Origin of the sequence: Hyunsoonleella rubra (genome assembly GCF_042684665.1) — a bacterium.
Taxonomy (GTDB): Bacteria; Bacteroidota; Bacteroidia; order Flavobacteriales; family Flavobacteriaceae; genus Jejuia; species Jejuia rubra.
The window spans coordinates 1-19243 of record NZ_JBHULY010000028.1; the positions used below are offsets into that span (position 1 = coordinate 1).

Sequence of the window (19243 nt, forward strand, 5' to 3'; positions counted from 1 at the left end):
AACAATTTACTGATTATCAGTAAGATGAACAACTTTTTTCTTTTAAATCATAATGCACAACGGGTAATTCAAATTATAAGTTTATAAAGATTTAATTTGAATTTCTAGCGTCTTTATATTAATGTTCCAATGAGTATTTCTTCATAAAGAAACACTCATTTTTTTTAAAATCAAGCATTTTTCCGTTTGCTGATTTGCTAAAATATTTGGAGTAGGTTTTGGTATTGATAACTATTAGTCATAGTATTTAAAATATTCCAAATATTTAAGAATTAGGGCATTTTAACTTGTTTTTGGGCATATAAAGCCTTATTTTCTTCAAAATATCAGCAAAAAGCGTTTAATTTTTAAAATTGTGTATGACTAAAAACAACACCGACGTTTCTGAAAAAATACTGTTACTTTCATTTGACATAGATAACACGTTAATGGATTTTCATACTTTCAAAAGTAACTTCCGAAAAATATGGGAAAAGTATAAACCCAATGGTGTTCTTTTAACTTATAATACTGGGCGCTTGATTGACGACGTCCTTAATTTAATTGCCAAGGGTATTCTGCCAAAACCAGATTATATCATTTCAGGAGTAGGCACCCATATTTACAACTATAAGGAAAAAAAGGTAGTTAAGGAGTTTAATGATGTTTTGGATGATGGTTGGGATTTGAAATCGGTTGAAAATGTTATTCAAAATATTGACCATCCTATTAGTGAACAACCCACGAAATTCCAGCATGCTTACAAGCGTAGTTATTTTTTCCATGATGCCACTCCAGAATTAATTGTAAGTGTTGAGCAGGATTTTGCGGACGCTAATATGCATGTTAATGTGGTGTATTCCGGGGATAAATTTCTCGATATTCTTCCAAAGTTTGCCAATAAGGCCAATGCTTTGCAATGGTTGCTTAAGCAGTTAAAGATAAAGTCAAATGCCGTTTTGGTAGCTGGAGATAGTGGAAACGATTCCGCCATGTTTGATGTAAAGGATGTTAAAGGCATAGTAGTAGCCAATGCCCATGAGGAGTTATACCAATATACCAAACATCGTCAAGTATATCATACTGAAAATGAGAAGGGAGATGGTATCATTGAAGGTTTAATTTATTATGGAGTACTGCCAGAGGATGCCAAAGTGGATACGAATGTAGATCATACTGAAGACTTTTTCATTCAGCAGGAATTGAGCCATATAGCTACTGAGGATGAAGACGAAAAAATAGCTCTTATTAAGGAAGGCTATAAAAAAGCAATTATAGCCCTGAAAAAAAATATTACACCATTAGGGTTTTCTGCTTGTTCAATAGAAGATAATGTGGCACATGGGACGGATGAAAATTATTATAGTGTTTGGGCCAGAGATGGTGCCATTACTGTAATTGGAGCTTTGCCATTAATCAAAAAAGACAAAGAAATCCATAAATGTGCTCGACAAACACTTATCACATTGTTCGAGCATATTTCTAGAAACGGGCAGATACCTTCAAATGTTAGGATAAAGGATAATGTGCCCGATTATTCCGGAGTAGGCGGCATCTGTTCTATTGATAGCGGTATATGGACGGTCATTGCGTTTTACGAATATGTAATGGTTACCAAGGATATTAAATTCCTTAGGGAATACATTTCAGATATTAAGGAAACGATGCGCTGGTTGGGTGCGCACGACAGTAATAATGATGCGCTTTTGGAAATCCCGGAGGCGGGAGATTGGACTGACTTATTTGGAAGAAGCTACAACATTCTTTACGATGAAATTTTATGGTATCGCTCCAATGTATGTTTTGGCCGTATGCTGGAAATGTTGGGCGATCATGAACAGGCAGGGGAATATATCCGTTGGTCTCAGGTCATTAAAAAAGAAATTCTTCAGAATTTTTGGCCATCCACCCAGCAGCAGCTATTTCAATCGGTATCCTTTGCAGAGAAGCAATTTACCCTCGGTGATACCTCATATTTAATTGCGCAAACCACGCCATTTGATTTTAGCTGGCGTTGCGATACTTTGGGCAATATTTTGGCATTTTTACATGGCACTATCGATTCAGAAAAAGCACATCAAACCTTCAAATTTATGCTAGGAGTGGGGGTGAATGACCCATATCCTGTGGCGAATGTATATCCTGTGGTAAGCCCTGGCGACCCGGATTGGCGTCCGTATTATACCGTAAATCTTTTGAATTTACCAAACCACTATCACAATGGTGGAATATGGCCATTCGTTGGTGGTTTTTGGGTGAAATTTGTCAATAAATTGGGATTAAAGGACATCGCCAAAGCCGAATTGTACAAACTGGCTTTAATCAACAAAGAAGGCATCAATGAAGAATGGGAGTTTAACGAATGGGCGCACGGTACCACCGGGAAACCAATGGGTAAGGCCTATCAGGCTTGGTCAGCAGCACAATATATTTCTGCTTGCCATGACCTGAAAATAATTTAGGAACATCTAAAACGACATATTATGAAATGAGCCATACAAACAAAGTGGAAATACCCACCGAAATGTTTAATGGCGAATTACATCCCTGTGCTGAGCGTAGTCGAAGCATGACCAGTATATAACAATAAAATTTAAACAGATGAAATCAATTTTAATGATCTCTTTACATGGATACGTAGGCGCGAATCCAGAACTAGGAAAACCCGATACGGGAGGACAGGTGGTGTACGTACTCGAACTTGCAGATCGTTTTAGCAGGTTAGGTAAAAAAGTAGATTTGCTCACGAGACGTTTTGAAGACCAGCCTGAGTATGACCATGTAGATGAGAATTACAGTGTGTGGCGTATCCCTTTTGGGGGTAGGGAGTTTATCAGAAAAGAGGATATGCACGACCACTTGAAAAAATTTGTTACGAATACCTTGGCAGCGATAAAAAAGGAGAACAAAAAGTACGATGTAATTTATTCCCATTATTGGGATGCAGGATGGGCCGGTCAGAAGATTGCTGAAGAATTAGGCATTTCACATGTCCATACGCCGCATTCCTTAGGATGGTGGAAACAGCATACCATGGGTAGCGATATGGACGAAAAGGAAATGGAGGAAAACTATCGTTTTAAGGAGCGAATTCGAAAGGAGTATTTTGTATTTCAAATGTGTAATCACGTGATTGCTACTACCTTGCCACAAGTTGATTTGTTGACACAGCAATACGATGTATTACCAAGAAACTGTACCATGATTCCACCTGGTATTGATGAAAACCGCTTTTACCCTGTTCCCACAAAAGAGAACGATAAAATACGAGCAAAATATGATATACACCCCACCGATATTTTGGCCTTGGGAAGAATGGCGCACAATAAAGGGTACGATTTACTGATAAAAGCTTTGCCAACCGTTTTTGAATTAGTACCCGAAGCTCGTTTAGTTGCCGCGGTTGGTGGAGATTCTGAACAGGACAAGCAAGGCATTAAAAAGTTGAAGGAATTGGCCAACGAATTGGGCGTAAATAAAAAAATTAAGTGGAAGAATTATATAGCCGATGAAGATTTGGCCAACGTGTATCGTTCTGCAAATATATTCGCTATGCCGTCAAGATACGAGCCATTCGGGATGGTGGCTATTGAGGCCATGGCCTGTGGCACGCCAAGTGTGATTACCGTGCATGGAGGGTTATATGATTTGATTGATTTTGGCAATCAGGCGCTGTTTGCAGATCCGCACAGGCCCTTAGAGTTTGGAGCTATGATGGCAATGCCCTTGCTTTATCCAACCCTGAGAAATGAACTTTCTGTGGAAGGGGCACGTTTTGCTCGTAGAAATTTTGGTTGGACTGGTATTGCAAAACGTATGCTTCAGGTGTTTAGAAATTCCATTAACCAGCAAACTATGGAATCCAATATTTACTAAACTTGCGCTCATGCCCAAAATAGTCTGTTTCGGTGAAGTGCTTTGGGATATATTTCCCAATGGCGAAAAAAAAATTGGTGGCGCCCCTTTGAATGTTGCCTTGCGAATAGCTTCTTTTGGAAACCAGGTGGCCATAGTTAGTGCCATCGGAGAAGATGAAAATGGACAAAAGTTGTTGGAATATATGCTTGAAAACGGGCTTGATACTACGTTTGTACAAAAAAAAGATAAATTCAGTACGGGAGAGGTTACCGTAACATTGAATAAGAAGGGTTCTGCTACTTATCAAATCGAACACCCAAGGGCATGGGACAAAATTGAGTTGTCGGATGGATTAAAAGAAAAGGTAGCTTCATCTGATGCCCTCGTTTTTGGAAGTTTGGTTACGAGGGATGAGGTTTCAAAACAAACCCTTCTAAGTCTCTTAGATTTATCAAAGTACAGTGTTTTCGATTTGAATTTACGGCCACCTCATTATTCAAAAAATATGTTGATCGATCTGATGAATAAGGCCAATTTTATAAAGTTTAATGATGAGGAGCTTTACGAAGTTGCAGGCTATTTGAATTCGGAATACAATGGACTGGAGCAGAATTTAAAGTTCATTTCAAGGCAAACCAATACCCAGCATATTTGCGTAACAAAAGGTGAGCACGGTGCCGTTTTACTTTATGACGGCCAACTTTACTACAACAGTGGTTATCAAATCAAAGTGAAGGATACCGTAGGTGCGGGTGATTCATTTTTGGGGACATTAATTAGTCAATTGCTCAATGACGTTGATCCTCAAAAAGCATTGGACATTGCTTGTGGAGTAGGGGCTTTGGTGGCGCAAAGCGAAGGAGCAAACCCGAAATTGTCGAAATCTGATATTAAGTCCTTTATTCATCCAAGAATAGATTAATAGGAGTCTCTGGATTTTATATTTTCATGGCAAAGTCTAATGATTTCTGATATGCGTTTCTGTCGCGTGGTTTCGCGTTTGGCACTGCGCAACCAAGACAAATAACTTTTTCTATACCCCTTGGAAAAATTCTGGTAGTTTTCAAAGGCGCGCTCATTTTTATCAAAGGCCTTTTGAAGATCTTCGGGAATAATACCGTTTTCAACATCATCCATGGCACTCCACGTTCCGGTGGTTTTGGCCAATTCAATCATCTGATATCCGGATTCGTGAATCAATCCTAACTGTTCTGGCTCCTCAATATATTTTTTATTAAGTGCGCTCCACGTGCTTTTGGGATTTCTAGGACAGAAATATTGGCGTCGTCGTCCGTTGCCCAAGCTTTTAACTGTAGAATCTATCCAGCCAAAACAAAGTGCCACTTTTACGGCTTCTTCCCATCGCATGGTGGGGATATTCATTTCAAGTTTATAGAAAATGAGGTAAACCCCATCAATTTTGGTGTGGTTGCGCAATAGCCAATCGTACCAATCCGCGTCGCGCTCAAAATAAAGTTCAGGTAAGTCTTTCAAATCTTAAATCTGTTTGGAAAGGACATAAAAATCAGGGTCGATTTCAAAAGATTTTATTTTTGAATCGGTCTTTAAGGTATTCCAGTCTGCCTTCGGAAATAGCCATTGACTTTCGCCGTTGATTTCAATTTGAATGGGCATATCGAACCCTTCAACAATGTTTGTCCATCGGTATTTTAAGCTTTTTTTGTCTACCGAATATTCAAGTGTTGGAATTTTGATGGTTCTTAAATATTGATTAAAAAATTCAGTCAGGTCAATACCTGTTTCTTTGCTCAAAAAAGATTCGATTTGTTGGGTGGTCACCGTTTGATGGTAAAACTCCACATTCATTTTCCGAAGAATTTTTCGCCATTTTTCATCATCTTCGATTAATTGACGGAGGGTGTGCAACATGTTAGCCCCTTTGAAATACATATCTCCCGAGCCTTCTTTGTTAACATTGTAATGTCCTATGATGGGGCGGTCATTGACTATAGCCCTTCGGGTACCAATAACATATGCCGATGATGCTTCTTTACCAAAGTGATAGTCCAAATACAGGTTTTCAGAATATGCCGTAAAACTCTCATGGATCCACATATCGGCAATGTCCTTATTGGTAATGTTATTGGCGAACCATTCGTGCCCAGATTCGTGGATGATGATAAAATCGAATTTTAATCCCCAACCGGTACCTGAGAAATCTTTGCCCAAATACCCATTTTGAAAACCATTACCATAGGTGACCGAACTTTGGTGTTCCATACCTAGGTACGGTGCCTCTACCAATTTGAAGCTGTCTGCATAAAACGGATACTGCCCAAACCAATGCTCAAAGGCCTTCATCATTTTTGGAGCCTGTTTGAATTGCTGCTTAGCCTTATCTAAATTATAGCTTAAAACATAATAATCCATATCCAAATTTCCAGCCATGCCGTCGTACACTTCAGAAAAATTCACATAGTCCCCAATATTGATATTGACGCCGTAATTGTTAATCGGATTTTTCACGATCCAATGAAATGTTTTGGTATCACCGATGCGCTCTACAAGTTGCAATCTACCATTTGAAACATTGGTCAATTTTGAAGGAACATTTACGCTTATTTTCATACTATCTACTTCGTCGTACATATGATCCTTGCAAGGCCACCAAACACTGGCACCCAAACCTTGACAGGACGATGCAATGAAGTGATTCCCATTTTTGTCTTTTGTCCATGAAATACCTCCATCCCATGGCGGGTTGACGGCTTCTCTGGGCTGGCCTTCATAAAACACTTCAATTTCGTTTATGGTACCGATATCTTGAGGTTGAAGCAATGAAATGAAGTGTGCATTCCCGTCATGTTTTATGTCCAAAGTGTCCCCGTTTTGAACAGCGCTTACAAGTTGCATAGGCTCCTGCAAATCAATTTGCATTACCGAATGGGGTTTCAATACTTTATATTGAATGGTATTTTTGCCTAATATGAATTTTTTTTCGGGATGGACTTTAACGTCCAAATGATAATAAGTGAGGTCCCACCATTCCCGTTCAGGGGTGATACTGCCACGAAGTGTATCCTGCCTTGTGAAATTCTGTTTTTCCGATAGCAGGCCTTGAGCATTCAATCCTTCAGTGAAACAAATGACAATTAGAAAAATAACATATATAAATCTGTGCATTGGCTTTTCATTTAAGCAGAACATACTCCGAATTTACTGTTTTTTAAAATAAGAGGCAACCTTAAGGATTTAATATAATTGACTTTGTAAGTTTCGGTGGAACCATCTTTATTTTTGATATCTATAAAAATATTCATATCGTTATCGTTTACTTTTTCAAAAACCATGCCTTCAAGTTCAGCCTTTTTCATTTTCTGAATACGCATTAAAGATTGAATTAAATAAAAAACGCCCCAAAACCGAATTTGAGACGCATTTTACATTTGAATTAGTCACGGGGAGATTATTACAATCTCAAAAACAATATTTATTTTCTTTAATTACTTTCTCAGCGATAGTATGCCTCAGTTCAATAATATTCGGCATGTTGACATATTTGATATATCGTCTTAATCCCATCAACATCATTTTTTGCTCGTCTCCTTCCGAGAAAGAAATGATGGAATGTTTTCCGGCAGTTTCTATAACGTCAATGGCATGAAATAAATTCAACTTCGCCATGGCGATTTGCTCTTTTACGTTGTCTTCGCCTTCTTTTTTTGCCATCTTTTCTGCACGAAGAATAGCCGATTCTGCCAAATAAATCTGGATCATAATATCCGATGCGGCTAACATCAATTGTTGTTGTTGCTCAATTTTTTCGCCATATTTCTGCAATGCGGCACCGGCTACCATCAAAAAGAGCTTTTTTAGGTTTTTAACGATGCTTTTTTCTTCAGAGAAAAGTTCCGAATAATCTGGAACGTCAAATGAAGGAATGCCCATCAATTCCTCTTTTACGGCCATAGCGGGGGTCAATACATCTACATGGCCCTTCATGGCTTTTTTAATTAACATGCCTACACAAAGCATTCTATTGATTTCGTTGGTTCCTTCGTAAATCCTTGAAATACGTGCGTCTCTCCAAGCAGATTCTATTGGTGTTTCTTCTGAAAAGCCCATCCCTCCAAAAATTTGGATGCCTTCATCTGTACAATTTTGAATGAATTCAGAAACGGCTACTTTTAGAATCGAACATTCGATAGCGTATTCCTCAACGCCTTTGAGCTCTGCTTCCTGATGCGAGTCTTTGCCGTTATTTTTTCTCAACTCAATACGGTTTTCTATATCTTTTGATGCGCGGTAACAGGCAGCTTCGCCTACCCAGCAGTTGGTGGCCATTTCTGCAATTTTTTGGCGGATAGCACCAAAACTCGAAATTGGTACTTTAAACTGGATACGTTCATTGGCATATTTCACCGACTCCGTAATGGTGCGTCGTTGTGCATCCAAACAAGCTGCGGCCAACTTAATTCTTCCCACATTTAGGGCGTTCATTGCAATTTTGAAACCGTTACCTCTCTCCGATAACATATTTTCAACAGGCACAAGAGTATCATTAAAAAACACCTGTCTCGTAGAGGAAGCACGAATACCCAATTTATGCTCTTCCTCGCCCATGGTAATTCCATTTGGGTTTTCGGGATCGTATTCCACAATAAAGCCTGTAATGTTTTTGTCATCTTCAATGCGAGCGAAAACAATCATCAAACGGCAGAACCCCGCATTGGAAATCCACATTTTCTGCCCGGTAATTTTATAGGTTTTACCATCTTCAGAAAGCACTGCCTTTGTGCGACCAGAATTGGCGTCACTTCCTGCCGTTGGCTCCGTTAAACAATAGGAACCAAACCATTCACCTGTTGCCAATTTAGGAACGTATTTCTGTTTTTGTTCTTCATTTCCATAAAGTGTTATGGGCATAGTGCCAATACCGGTGTGCGCACCAAAGGCTGTACTGAAAGAACCTGTCGCACCCGAAATAAAATCGCAGACTAAGACCGTATCAACAAATCCCATGCCCATGCCACCGTATTCTTCTGGAACTGAAACGCTTAAAAATCCAAGTTCACCAGCCTGTCTCATACAGGATTCCGTCAAAGCATAATCTTTTTGTTCAAATTGGGCTTTTTTAGCCCATATTTCGCGATCCACAAACTCAGTGACCGCTTCTTTCATCATAAGCTGATCCTCGTTAAAATCTTCAGGTGTAAAAATGTCTTCGCAATTGGCTTCCTTTACCAAAAATTGACTACCTCTAATAATATCTTTTTCTTGAGCTTCCATTGCTTATTTTTAGTTTAAAAATTCAAAAATTCCACAGGCGCCTTGTCCAGTACCTACGCACATGGTCACAGCTCCATATTTACCTTTCATATCTCGTTTCCGCATTTCGTCAAATAGTTGCACCGAAAGCTTAGCCCCTGTACATCCCAAGGGGTGGCCAAGTGCTATTGCACCTCCATTAACATTCACTATATCTGGATTCAAATTCAGTTCTCGAATTACAGCCAAGGATTGGGATGCAAAGGCTTCGTTGAGTTCTATTAACTCTAAATCCTTTTGTTTCAGGCCGGCAAGCCCCAATGCCTTTGGAATGGCTTTAACCGGTCCGATACCCATGATTCGTGGTTCAACACCGGCAGCGGCGTAGTTTACTAAACGGGCAATGGGTTCAAGCTTTAATTCTTTAACCATATCCTCGCTCATTAACATCACAAAAGCCGCACCGTCACTCATCTGGGAAGAGTTACCCGCCGTAACACTACCACCTTGAGCAAATACCGGACGCAACTTTGCAAGGGCTTCCAAGTTTGTGCCTTTTCTAGGTCCTTCGTCTTTAGTTACAGTGTATGATTTAGTTACTTTTTTACCATTTTCATCCACATAGGTCTGTTCAACATCAATCGGAACAATTTGGTCCTGAAATCTGTTTTCAGCCTGAGCCTTTAGCGCTTTCATATGGGAATTATAAGCGAATTCATCTTGGTCCTCACGAGACACTTTGAATTCCTTTGCAACGGCTTCGGCTGTATTGCCCATACCCCAGTAATATTCCTCGTGGCCTTTTTTTACAATGTCGTCGTAATTCAGTTCTGTTTTAAACCCCGTCATTGGTACGGCACTCATACTTTCGGCTCCTCCGGCAATAATGCAATCGGCCATTCCAGCTTGAATTTTAGCGGCCGCAATGGCAATGGTCTCAACCCCAGACGAACAAAACCGATTGACCGTAACCCCAGGAACATCCACAATATCCAGTCCCATCAGGGAAATGAGCCTCGCCATATTTAGACCCTGCGAGCCTTCTGGCATGGCGTTGCCCACAATAACATCGTCTATACGTTTTTTGTCCAATTCTGGCAATTCCTTCATCATATACTGAATGGTTTCAGCGGCCAACTCATCTGTTCGTTTGAATCGGAAAACGCCCCTCGGTGCCTTTCCCACTGCGGTTCTGTATGCTTTTACTATGTATGCTTGTTTCATAACATGCCCCCTCTAACTCCCCCAAAAGGGGGAGAAACTTACTCAGGGTGAATTTATTTATTACTTATTCAAAAAATATCTTTTATCAACCTTCTCATTTCCTCCCCTTTGGGGAGGTTAGGTGGGGCTTATTTAATTCCTCAACGGTTTCCCCTTAGTCAACATATGCTGAATACGTTCCAAGGTTTTGCGTTCTGTACAGAGGCTTAAAAATGCCTCGCGTTCCAAATCCAACAAATACTGCTCGGAAACGAGTGTTGGTTCTGATAAATCACCTCCTGCCATTACATAGGCTAGTTTATTGGCAATCTTTTGGTCATGTTCGCTGATATAGTTACTGTCTTCCATGGCATCCGTCCCAACCAAGAACATGGCTAAGGCTTGCTTACCCAATACTTTCACATCCTTTCGTTTTACCGGTTGTGTATAACCAGCGTCCGCCATTAACCTTGCGTGTGCCTTTGCCGTAGCAATCTGTCTGTCTTTATTAACTACAACAACATCTTTTCCCTTTTGCAGAATACCTAAATCGTAAGCTTCATAAGCTGAGGTTGAAACCTTTGCCATACCAATGGTTAGAAAATATTCTTGAAGCACATTCAATTCCACATCGCCTTTTTTGAAAGTGTCCGATGCTCTTAGGGCCATCTCTTTAGAGCCCGCTCCACCTGGAATAACACCAACGCCAAACTCAACTAAACCAATATAGGTTTCAGCTGCCGCCACGACCTTATCAGCGTGCATGGACAGTTCGCAGGCCCCTCCAAGGGACATGCCATGAGGCGCCGATACTGTTGGAATGGCCGAATAGCGCATCCGCATCATCGTGTCCTGAAAATATTTTACGGCCATGTTTAATTCGTCGTATTCTTGCTCAACGGCCATCATGAATATCATGCCGATATTTGCTCCAACAGAAAAGTTAGCGGCTTGGTTGCCAATTACCAGACCGTCAAAATCCTTTTCAGCAATGTCGATAGCTTTGTTTAAGCCTGCTAAAACATCTCCGCCAATGGTATTCATTTTCGATTGAAACTCACAGTTTAATATACCGTCCCCCAAATCTTCAATAACGACACCTGAGTTTTTGAACACCTCATTGGATTTTCTGATATTATCCAAAATGATAAAGGCATCCTGCCCGGGGACTTTCGCCTGAGATTTTGTAGGAATATCATAATAATAGGAAGCACCGTTTTGGACGGTATAAAAGGATTTGCTTCCCGAACTCAACATATCGTTAACCCAATCCGCAGGTTCCAAGCCTTCAGATTTTATCAATTCTAAGCCTTTTTCAACCCCGATGGTATCCCAAATTTGGAAAGGCCCATGCTCCCAGCCAAATCCAGCTTTCATGGCATCGTCAATTTTGTATAATTCATCTGAAATTTCTGGAATACGGTGAGTTACGTAAGCAAAGAGTTGTCCAAATGTTTTTCTATAAAATTCCCCAGCTTTATCTTTTCCAGAAACCAGTACCTTAAATCGGTCTATTACCTTTTCAATGGGTTTGGTCAATTCCAAAGTCGCAAATTTCGCTTTTTTGGATGAACGGTATTCCAAATTGCTCAAATCCAAAGAAAGTATTTCACTTTTGCCACCATCGCCTTTAATTTTCTTATAAAAACCTTGCCCTGTTTTACTGCCAAACCACTTATTGTCCACCATTTTTGTGATAAAATCTGGAAGTTTGAACAATTCCAACCGCTCGTCATCCTTGCAGTTTTCGGCAATACCATTGGCCACATGCACCAAAGTGTCCAAACCAACCACATCCACAGTTCTAAAAGTGGCAGATTTTGGTCGACCAATTACTGGTCCTGTAAGTTTATCCACTTCCTCAATGGTCAAACCCATCTCATTTACCGCATGAAACAAGCTCATAATGCTGAAAATACCAACGCGATTTCCTATGAAGGCTGGGGTATCTTTCGCCACTACTGAAGTTTTGCCCAGATACTGTTCACCATAATTATTTAAGAATTCCAAAACAGAAGCATCGGTCTTCGGTCCTGGAATGATTTCAAACAGCTTTAAATATCTTGGCGGATTAAAAAAGTGCGTGCCACAAAAATGCTTTTGGAAATCGTCACTTCGGCCTTCGCTCATAAATTTAATGGGAATGCCCGAAGTGTTACTGGTAATCAAAGTACCCGGAGTTCTATGCTTTTCAAGGTTTTCAAACACTTTTTGTTTGATATCCAAACGCTCCACTACCACCTCAATAATCCAATCTACATCCTTTACTTTCGCGATATCGTCCTCTAAATTTCCGGTAGTAATCCTACTTGCAAATTTTTGATGATAAATAGGGGAGGGCTTGGATTTTAAGGCATTTTTAAGGGCATCGTTTACCAAACGATTCCTAACTGTTTTATCCTCTAAAGTGAGTCCTTTCGCGTTTTCAGCTTCCGTCAATTCCCGTGGGACGATATCCAATAACAATACTTCTACGCCAATATTGGCAAAATGACAAGCAATACCGCTTCCCATAATACCAGAACCAATTACGGCAACTTTTTTAATTATGCGTTTACCCATTCGTGTATAAACTTCTATTTATTGTTATAAATCTTTTTATTGCAGACCATTTCATTAATCGTTTCGGCAACTTCATAGAAATGGTTGATTTTTTCCTCAGGAATATGCTCCCTTATGGTTTCGTTGAATGTCAACACTTTCTCTTTTGAAAGTTCGCGCTTTTCCTTTCCGAACTCCGTTAAATGAATGAGGACACCCCTGCCGTCGTTGGGGTTTGGATGACGCTCAATCAAGCCCCTTTTTTCCATGGTTTTTAATATACGCGATAGGCTTGTGGCCTCCATACCCATTTTAGGGCCAAGAGCGGTGGATGGTGTTCCTTTTTCGGGGTCAATGCTCAGCAATGTGAACCCTGTGGCCATCGTACTCTCAAATTTTGAGGCTTCTTCGTTGTACATCTTGTTCACCGTTAACCACGTGGTTCGCAATACATAATCTATGGTTTTGTCTTTCATTCTTGAGAGTTAGAATGTCCAAATATAGTAAAAATATATTATGCATGCATAATAAATAGGATAAAATCGATTTGAACGAATTCCAAAAAAAATCACCCTGTTATTCGGGTGATTTTTTTAAATATTTAAAAAATATCCTATCCTAATTTTCCAATTACTGCGCCCATAATAGCTGTCATGATTACAGATATACCTACATCCAAGGCCGCCAGTTGCAATTCCATGCCCGGCACCATCGCCAAGTTGAAGAAATTGTAAAACAATCCGATAAATAGCCCGATAACTGCCCCTGCTGTTGCTCCCGTGGATGCCGTGGTAATTTGCGCCCATTTGGTGTAAACATAAGCCACAAAAAGTCCGAAGGTAATACAGCCCAAAAAGATATACAGCATAGTGGAACTGCTTTCTTCGGGCTGGGGAAACACATTGGCGAAGAGAAGACCGTAAAATAGCCAGCCTAAAAGGAAATTTACAATGCCGCCAACAATACCTGAAACTAGAAAATTTTTTGTTTTCATTGGTTTGATTTTTAATTAGTTATGCTTAAAAGTACTAAAAAAGGAATAAGTGGGGTTGAGGGTTGTTGTGTTTAACTACCGGACGAAGCTTTTCAAAGGAGTCAATACATAGCTGGTTACTTTTAATATTCGTTTATTATCCTTTTATCTCCACTAACATTTAAATCAATTTCATATGCGTATGACTCAGAAGTCCATCCTAAATCAGTAGTGTACATTACAAAAAGTCTATTGTCGTCGATTTTGAATTCTTTCCATTCAAGTATTAACTTTTCATCAAAACCGCAGGGCCAAGACAATGAAGGGAAAAAATAAGGGTCTTCATTAAGCCAATATTTCAAATGTACCTTTTCTATTTTTTTAAATGCTTCGCTAGAGCTTATTTTTTGTTCATTATACTGTTTGTTTATTTCAAGTTTTTCTTTGTGGAATTTTTTTATCAGTCCGATATTTTCTGAAACTTCTAATTGAATAGTATGATTTGTAGGTTCAATTACTAAAATTTCATTTCCATCCTTGAATATTTTAATATCTAAAAGAGAATAATATATGATTGTATTGTCTTGACGCTTTGAGTCGAAGCCATTTGAATTCAATTGAAAACTGAAAAGAGACAACAAATTTGTATTCGATTCAGTTGAAGATTTGAACTTATCCTTTTGATATTTTTTTGGTAGAGTTTTTCTAAACGAATCTACTTTGTCATTTAGTCTTTTATTGATTGAAGGATTTTTGTCTGCCCATAAAAATGTTTTGTCGTCGAGATTGAACGTTCCTAAAAATTTAGGTGTTGCAATTACTTCATAGTCATTTTCCTCAACAGTATATTTAACTTCTCCTTTTGTCTGGTCAAACAAATATTGATTTGTCGGTTGCATATTCCAAACTATTCTTTGATACATGTTTCTTAAATTCATAGCAGAATTTGCTTCTGAAAATTTAGTTTCCAAGTCTGATTGACCTTTAGAGAAGAATGAAAACATAATTAATAATATTGTCAAGATTGATTTGTGCATTTCGTTTAATTAGAGAAATATATTTATAATCGCAACTACCCCCGATAAATCCGTTCAATCAAATCCGAATACATTTTCTTAATCACATCCCGCTTCATTTTCATGGTAGGCGTGAGGTGGCCAGCATCGATGGACCATTCTTCGGGGGTGATTTCAAATTTTTTGATTTGCTCCCACTTGCCAAATTTTTGGTTGCATTTGTCCACCTCCTTTTGAATGCGCTTTTGCACAATTTCGGAACTGCAAATAGCTTCCAATGTATTTCCTGCCGAGTGGTTTTTCCGTTCGATCCAATCCTGTAAAAATTCAAAATTGGGCTGAATCAGAGCTGCAGGCATTTTTTCGCCTTCACCGATCACCATGATTTGTTCAATAAATCGGGATTGTTTCAATTGATTTTCTAAAAGGGTAGGGATAATATATTTCCCGCCTGAGGTTTTAAACATTTCCTTTTTACGTCCAGTAATTTTTAGGAAGCCATCGGCATCAATTTCGCCTTTATCCCCGGTATGAAAGTAGTCCCCCGTCATCACGGAAGCTGTTTTTTCAGGGTCTTTGTAATAGCCCATCATTACGTTGGGCCCCTTGCAGAGGATTTCACCATCTTCGGCTATTTTAACTTCCACGCCATCGATGACCCGTCCAACGTAGCCGATTTTCCACCCTCCGTTGCGTCTGTCGCTCGCCGAAATACCTGGTGAGGTCTCTGTCAATCCATAGCACTCCATAATGGGCATTTGGGCGGCTCCAAAAATCCGTCCCAATCGGGATTGCAATGCCGCACTACCGGAGGCCATAAATATAATTTCACCACCCAAGGCGGCCTGCCATTTACTAAAGATCAATTTTCGGGCAATAGAGAGTTTTAATTCATAAAGGAAACCATTTTGTTTGTAAGGTTTAAATACTGCTCCATGCTCGACTGCCCAAAAGAACAGTTTCTTTTTGAGACCGGTCAAATCCGCACCTTTATCCATGATTTTGTCGTACACTTTTTCGACTAATCTTGGCACCACTGTCATGGTATGAGGCTTTACTTCCCTCGCATTATCGCCAATTTTGTCAATCGCCTCGGCATAATAGGTTTCTATGCTTCGGAATTGATACAAATAGGTAAATACCCTTTCAAAAATGTGGCATATCGGCAAAAAGCTTAGGGCCCTGTTTTCGGCATCTAAAGGGAATCTGTTGGATGCCGAAAGTACATTGGACACAATATTATTATGGGAGAGCATCACGCCTTTTGGCTTTCCCGTTGTGCCGGAAGTATAAATTATGGTGGCCAATTCTTCGGGTTTTACATCGGCCATTCTTGCCTCGACTTCAGGTTGTATGCCATCGTCTTTGCCGAGTTCCAATAACTCAGAATAATGTTTGCACCCCTTTATTTCATCAAAGGAATACACTTCCTTAAGCCCAGTTCTGGTTTTGATCTTATTGACTTTTTCCAAAACTTCCTCATCTGAAACAAAGCAATAAATAGATTCGCTATGATTTAAAATGTACTCGTAATCATCAGAGCTAATAGTTGGGTAAATCGGGATATTTTGAGCTCCTACCTGCAACACGCCAATGTCAACAATGTTCCATTCCGTTCGGTTTGTGGTGGAAATAACAGCAATTCTATCGTTCTTTTTAACGCCCAATTTTAGCAACGCCCGGCTGACGGCATTGGATTTGTCCAAATAATCATGGATAGATGTTTTTACCCATTGGCCATTTTGTTTGGTGTTCAAAGCCGCATCCAAAGGATGGTTGTTCTGCTGATAATATGGAAAATCAAAAAGTCGTGTTATCTCTTTCATAGCGAATAATTTTGAGAGCTATTATGCAAAATATGAAATTAAATAGGATTTTCAAACAGCCCTTTATTTTGAAAATTTTGTAAAAAGATAAGATTTCGACCTTAATAAATTTGTGAATAATGAAATATTTTATGAAAATAATTGTGATATTCATCAAAAAACAGTGTCAAAATAGATCGAATATTTATCAAAATAAATGAAATATTGAAAAAGTGGTTGTTTCGACTTAAAATTTCAAACGTTTTCGTTAAAAAAATTATGGGTTAAATCATTGATTTCTTGCGTTTAATGACAATTGTCATCTTTTTTCAGAAGGGCTGTATTTACCTTTGATACGTCTTAGCAGACAAACATTTTTTACAAAATATTAAATATATAAAGAGATGGAAGTTAAACAATTTAAACCAGGAGTTTGGACCAAAAAGGTGGACATTCGCGATTTCGTATTGAACAATATTACCCCTTACCATGGAACACACGAATTTTTAGTTGGCCCAAGTGCCAGAACTGAAAAATTATGGGAGCTTTGTAAACAAGCGACCAAGGAAGAACGCCAAAATAACGGGGTACGTTCTGTAGATACTGAAATAGTTTCGACAGTTAGTGCTTTTGATGCCGGATATATCGACAAGGAAAACGAAGTAATTGTTGGTTTACAGACTGATGAATTATTAAAAAGGGCCATGAAGCCTTTTGGAGGTTTTAAAGTGGTACAGAAAGCATTATCAGAGCAAGGTGTAAAACCGAATGACGCCTTGACCGAATTGTTTTCAAAATATGTAAAAACACATAACGATGGTGTATTTGATGCCTATACTGCTGAAATTCGAAAATTCCGTTCCTTAGGATTTTTGACTGGATTGCCAGACAACTATGCCCGTGGTAGAATTATCGGGGATTACCGTCGTGTAGCCCTTTACGGTATTGATTTCTTAATTGAAGAAAAGCAAAAGGATTTAGCTAATATCACTGGACCAATGACGGAATCCGTGATTCGTTTACGTGAGGAGGTGTCCGAGCAAATTAGGGCTTTAAAAGATATGATTGTGCTGGGTGCTAAATACGATTTAGATTTGGCTCGACCTGCCGAGAACGCAAGGGAAGCAGTACAATGGACGTATATGGCCTACTTAGCAGCTGTAAAAGAGCAAGATGGTGCCGCTATGTCCTTGGGTAATACTTCAACATTCTTGGATATTTATATTGAAAATGACCTCAGAGAAGGGCTGATTACCGAGGAAGAAGCTCAGGAATATATCGACCAATTTGTGATGAAACTACGTATGGTGCGTCACTTAAGAATGGGTGCTTACGATGAAATTTTTGCTGGCGACCCAACATGGGTTACCGAAGCTATTGGTGGTATGTTTGAAGACGGAAGAACTAAGGTAACTAAAACCTCTTTCCGTTTCTTAAACACGCTTTATAACCTAGGCCCATCTCCGGAGCCAAACATGACAGTACTTTGGTCACAAGATTTACCACAAAACTTTAAGGATTTCTGTTCTAAAGTGGCAATCGATACCTCTTCTATTCAGTTTGAAAATGACAGGTTGATGCGTGAAGAGCGTGGTACGGACGACTATGGTATAGCCTGCTGTGTGTCTCACCAATCTTTGGGTAAATCCATTCAGTTCTTCGGCGCGAGAACCAACTTGGCCAAAACATTATTATTGGCAATTAATGGAGGACGTTGTGAAATCACCGGAAAACAGATGGTAGAAGGCATCGAACCTTGCAACTGTGAAGTTTTGGATTTTGATAAAGTAATGGCCAATTTCAAAATTGCCATGAAAGAAGTGGCACGTGTGTATAACGATTCTATGAACATTATCCACTACATGCACGATAAGTATTATTACGAAAAAGCACAGATGGCTTTAATCGATACGAATCCAAGTATCAATATTGCTTACGGTATCGCTGGTCTGTCTATTGTTGCGGATTCGTTATCAGCTATAAAATATGCAAAAGTGAAACCAGTTCGAAATGAAGATGGCTTAACTGTCGATTTCAAAATTGAAGGCGAATTCCCTTGCTATGGTAATGATGATGATCGTGTAGATACTTTGGCGGCCAATGCTGTTAGAGACTTCAATGACGAGCTTAAGAAGTTGCCAGTGTATAAAGATGCGGAGCCAACATTGTCTGTATTGACCATAACGTCTAACGTATCTTACGGTAAGAAAACCGGGGCTACACCTGATGGTCGTGCTAAAGGTATTCCATTTGCACCGGGTGCTAACCCAATGCACGGACGTGACTGCAACGGTGCTATTGCATCATTGAACTCTGTTGCCAAAATTGACTATAAAGATTCCTTAGATGGTATTTCAAATACCTTCTCCATTGTACCAAAATCCTTAGGCGCTGATGATGAGGAGCGTATTGAAAACTTGTCATCCATTATTGATGGTTACTTTATACACAACGCACAGCACTTAAATGTGAATGTGTTGAACAGGGATACCTTACTTGACGCGATGGAGCATCCTGAAGAGTATCCACAGTTGACCATTCGTGTCTCCGGTTACGCTGTTAACTTTGTGAGATTAACGAAGGAGCAACAGATGGAAGTCATCACCCGTTCTTTCCACGAGTCCATGTAAACTCTATTA

General features: G+C 39.4%; 14 protein-coding genes. 4 read left to right on the plus strand and 10 right to left on the minus strand.

Going from position 1 to position 19243, the window contains the following annotated elements; all coding sequences use genetic code 11:
* Positions 1-359: 359 nt before the first annotated feature.
* From ACFSR8_RS12525 to ACFSR8_RS12535, 3 genes are all read left to right on the plus strand, one after another.
* Positions 360-2441 (plus strand): HAD-IIB family hydrolase, encoded by a 2082-nt coding sequence (locus ACFSR8_RS12525; protein ID WP_380292533.1) that lies wholly within the window; start codon positions 360-362, stop codon positions 2439-2441.
* A 139-nt stretch (positions 2442-2580) separates the two neighbouring features.
* Positions 2581-3855, plus strand: a complete 1275-nt coding sequence (locus ACFSR8_RS12530) for a glycosyltransferase (RefSeq protein WP_380292535.1) — start codon at positions 2581-2583, stop codon at positions 3853-3855.
* A gap of 10 nt (positions 3856-3865) precedes the next feature.
* Positions 3866-4759 (plus strand): carbohydrate kinase family protein, encoded by an 894-nt coding sequence (locus tag ACFSR8_RS12535; RefSeq protein ID WP_380292537.1) that lies wholly within the window; start codon positions 3866-3868, stop codon positions 4757-4759.
* On the opposite strand, the gene ACFSR8_RS12540 is transcribed toward ACFSR8_RS12535, so the two are convergent.
* The 10 genes from ACFSR8_RS12540 to ACFSR8_RS12585 form a co-directional block, all read right to left on the minus strand.
* The gene (locus tag ACFSR8_RS12540; RefSeq protein WP_380292539.1) at positions 4756-5331 is read right to left on the minus strand and encodes a YdeI/OmpD-associated family protein; all 576 of its coding nucleotides are present in this window, start codon (positions 5329-5331) and stop codon (positions 4756-4758) included. The genes ACFSR8_RS12535 and ACFSR8_RS12540 overlap by 4 nt on opposite strands.
* A 3-nt stretch (positions 5332-5334) precedes the next feature.
* Positions 5335-6981, minus strand: a complete 1647-nt coding sequence (locus tag ACFSR8_RS12545) for a M1 family metallopeptidase (RefSeq protein WP_380292541.1) — start codon at positions 6979-6981, stop codon at positions 5335-5337.
* A gap of 11 nt (positions 6982-6992) precedes the next feature.
* Complete coding sequence (locus ACFSR8_RS12550) at positions 6993-7187, minus strand: hypothetical protein (RefSeq protein WP_380292543.1); 195 nt, start codon at positions 7185-7187, stop codon at positions 6993-6995.
* A gap of 88 nt (positions 7188-7275) precedes the next feature.
* Positions 7276-9087, minus strand: coding sequence for an acyl-CoA dehydrogenase family protein (locus ACFSR8_RS12555; protein WP_380292545.1), 1812 nt, complete (start codon positions 9085-9087; stop codon positions 7276-7278).
* Between the two features lie 9 nt (positions 9088-9096).
* Complete coding sequence (locus tag ACFSR8_RS12560) at positions 9097-10290, minus strand: acetyl-CoA C-acyltransferase (RefSeq protein WP_380292547.1); 1194 nt, start codon at positions 10288-10290, stop codon at positions 9097-9099.
* A 132-nt stretch (positions 10291-10422) separates the two neighbouring features.
* Entirely contained in the window at positions 10423-12831 is a 2409-nt protein-coding gene (locus tag ACFSR8_RS12565; RefSeq protein WP_380292549.1) for a 3-hydroxyacyl-CoA dehydrogenase/enoyl-CoA hydratase family protein, read from the minus strand.
* Between the two features lie 14 nt (positions 12832-12845).
* A complete protein-coding gene (locus ACFSR8_RS12570) occupies positions 12846-13286 on the minus strand; it encodes a MarR family winged helix-turn-helix transcriptional regulator (RefSeq protein WP_380292551.1) in 441 nt (146 codons plus the stop codon).
* 137 nt (positions 13287-13423) lie between these two features.
* Positions 13424-13804 carry a DUF1761 domain-containing protein gene (locus ACFSR8_RS12575; protein ID WP_380292553.1) on the minus strand — a complete coding sequence of 127 codons (381 nt, stop codon included), beginning with the start codon at positions 13802-13804 and terminating at the stop codon, positions 13424-13426.
* A gap of 122 nt (positions 13805-13926) precedes the next feature.
* On the minus strand, positions 13927-14820 hold the full coding sequence (locus tag ACFSR8_RS12580; RefSeq protein WP_380292555.1) for a DUF6882 domain-containing protein: 894 nt from the start codon (positions 14818-14820) through the stop codon (positions 13927-13929).
* A gap of 35 nt (positions 14821-14855) precedes the next feature.
* Complete coding sequence (locus ACFSR8_RS12585; RefSeq protein ID WP_380292557.1) at positions 14856-16625, minus strand: AMP-dependent synthetase/ligase; 1770 nt, start codon at positions 16623-16625, stop codon at positions 14856-14858.
* Positions 16626-17008: 383 nt separating this feature from the next.
* Between ACFSR8_RS12585 and pflB the strand changes: the two genes are divergently transcribed.
* A complete protein-coding gene (pflB, locus tag ACFSR8_RS12590) occupies positions 17009-19234 on the plus strand; it encodes a formate C-acetyltransferase (protein WP_380292559.1) in 2226 nt (741 codons plus the stop codon).
* Positions 19235-19243: the final 9 nt, after the last annotated feature.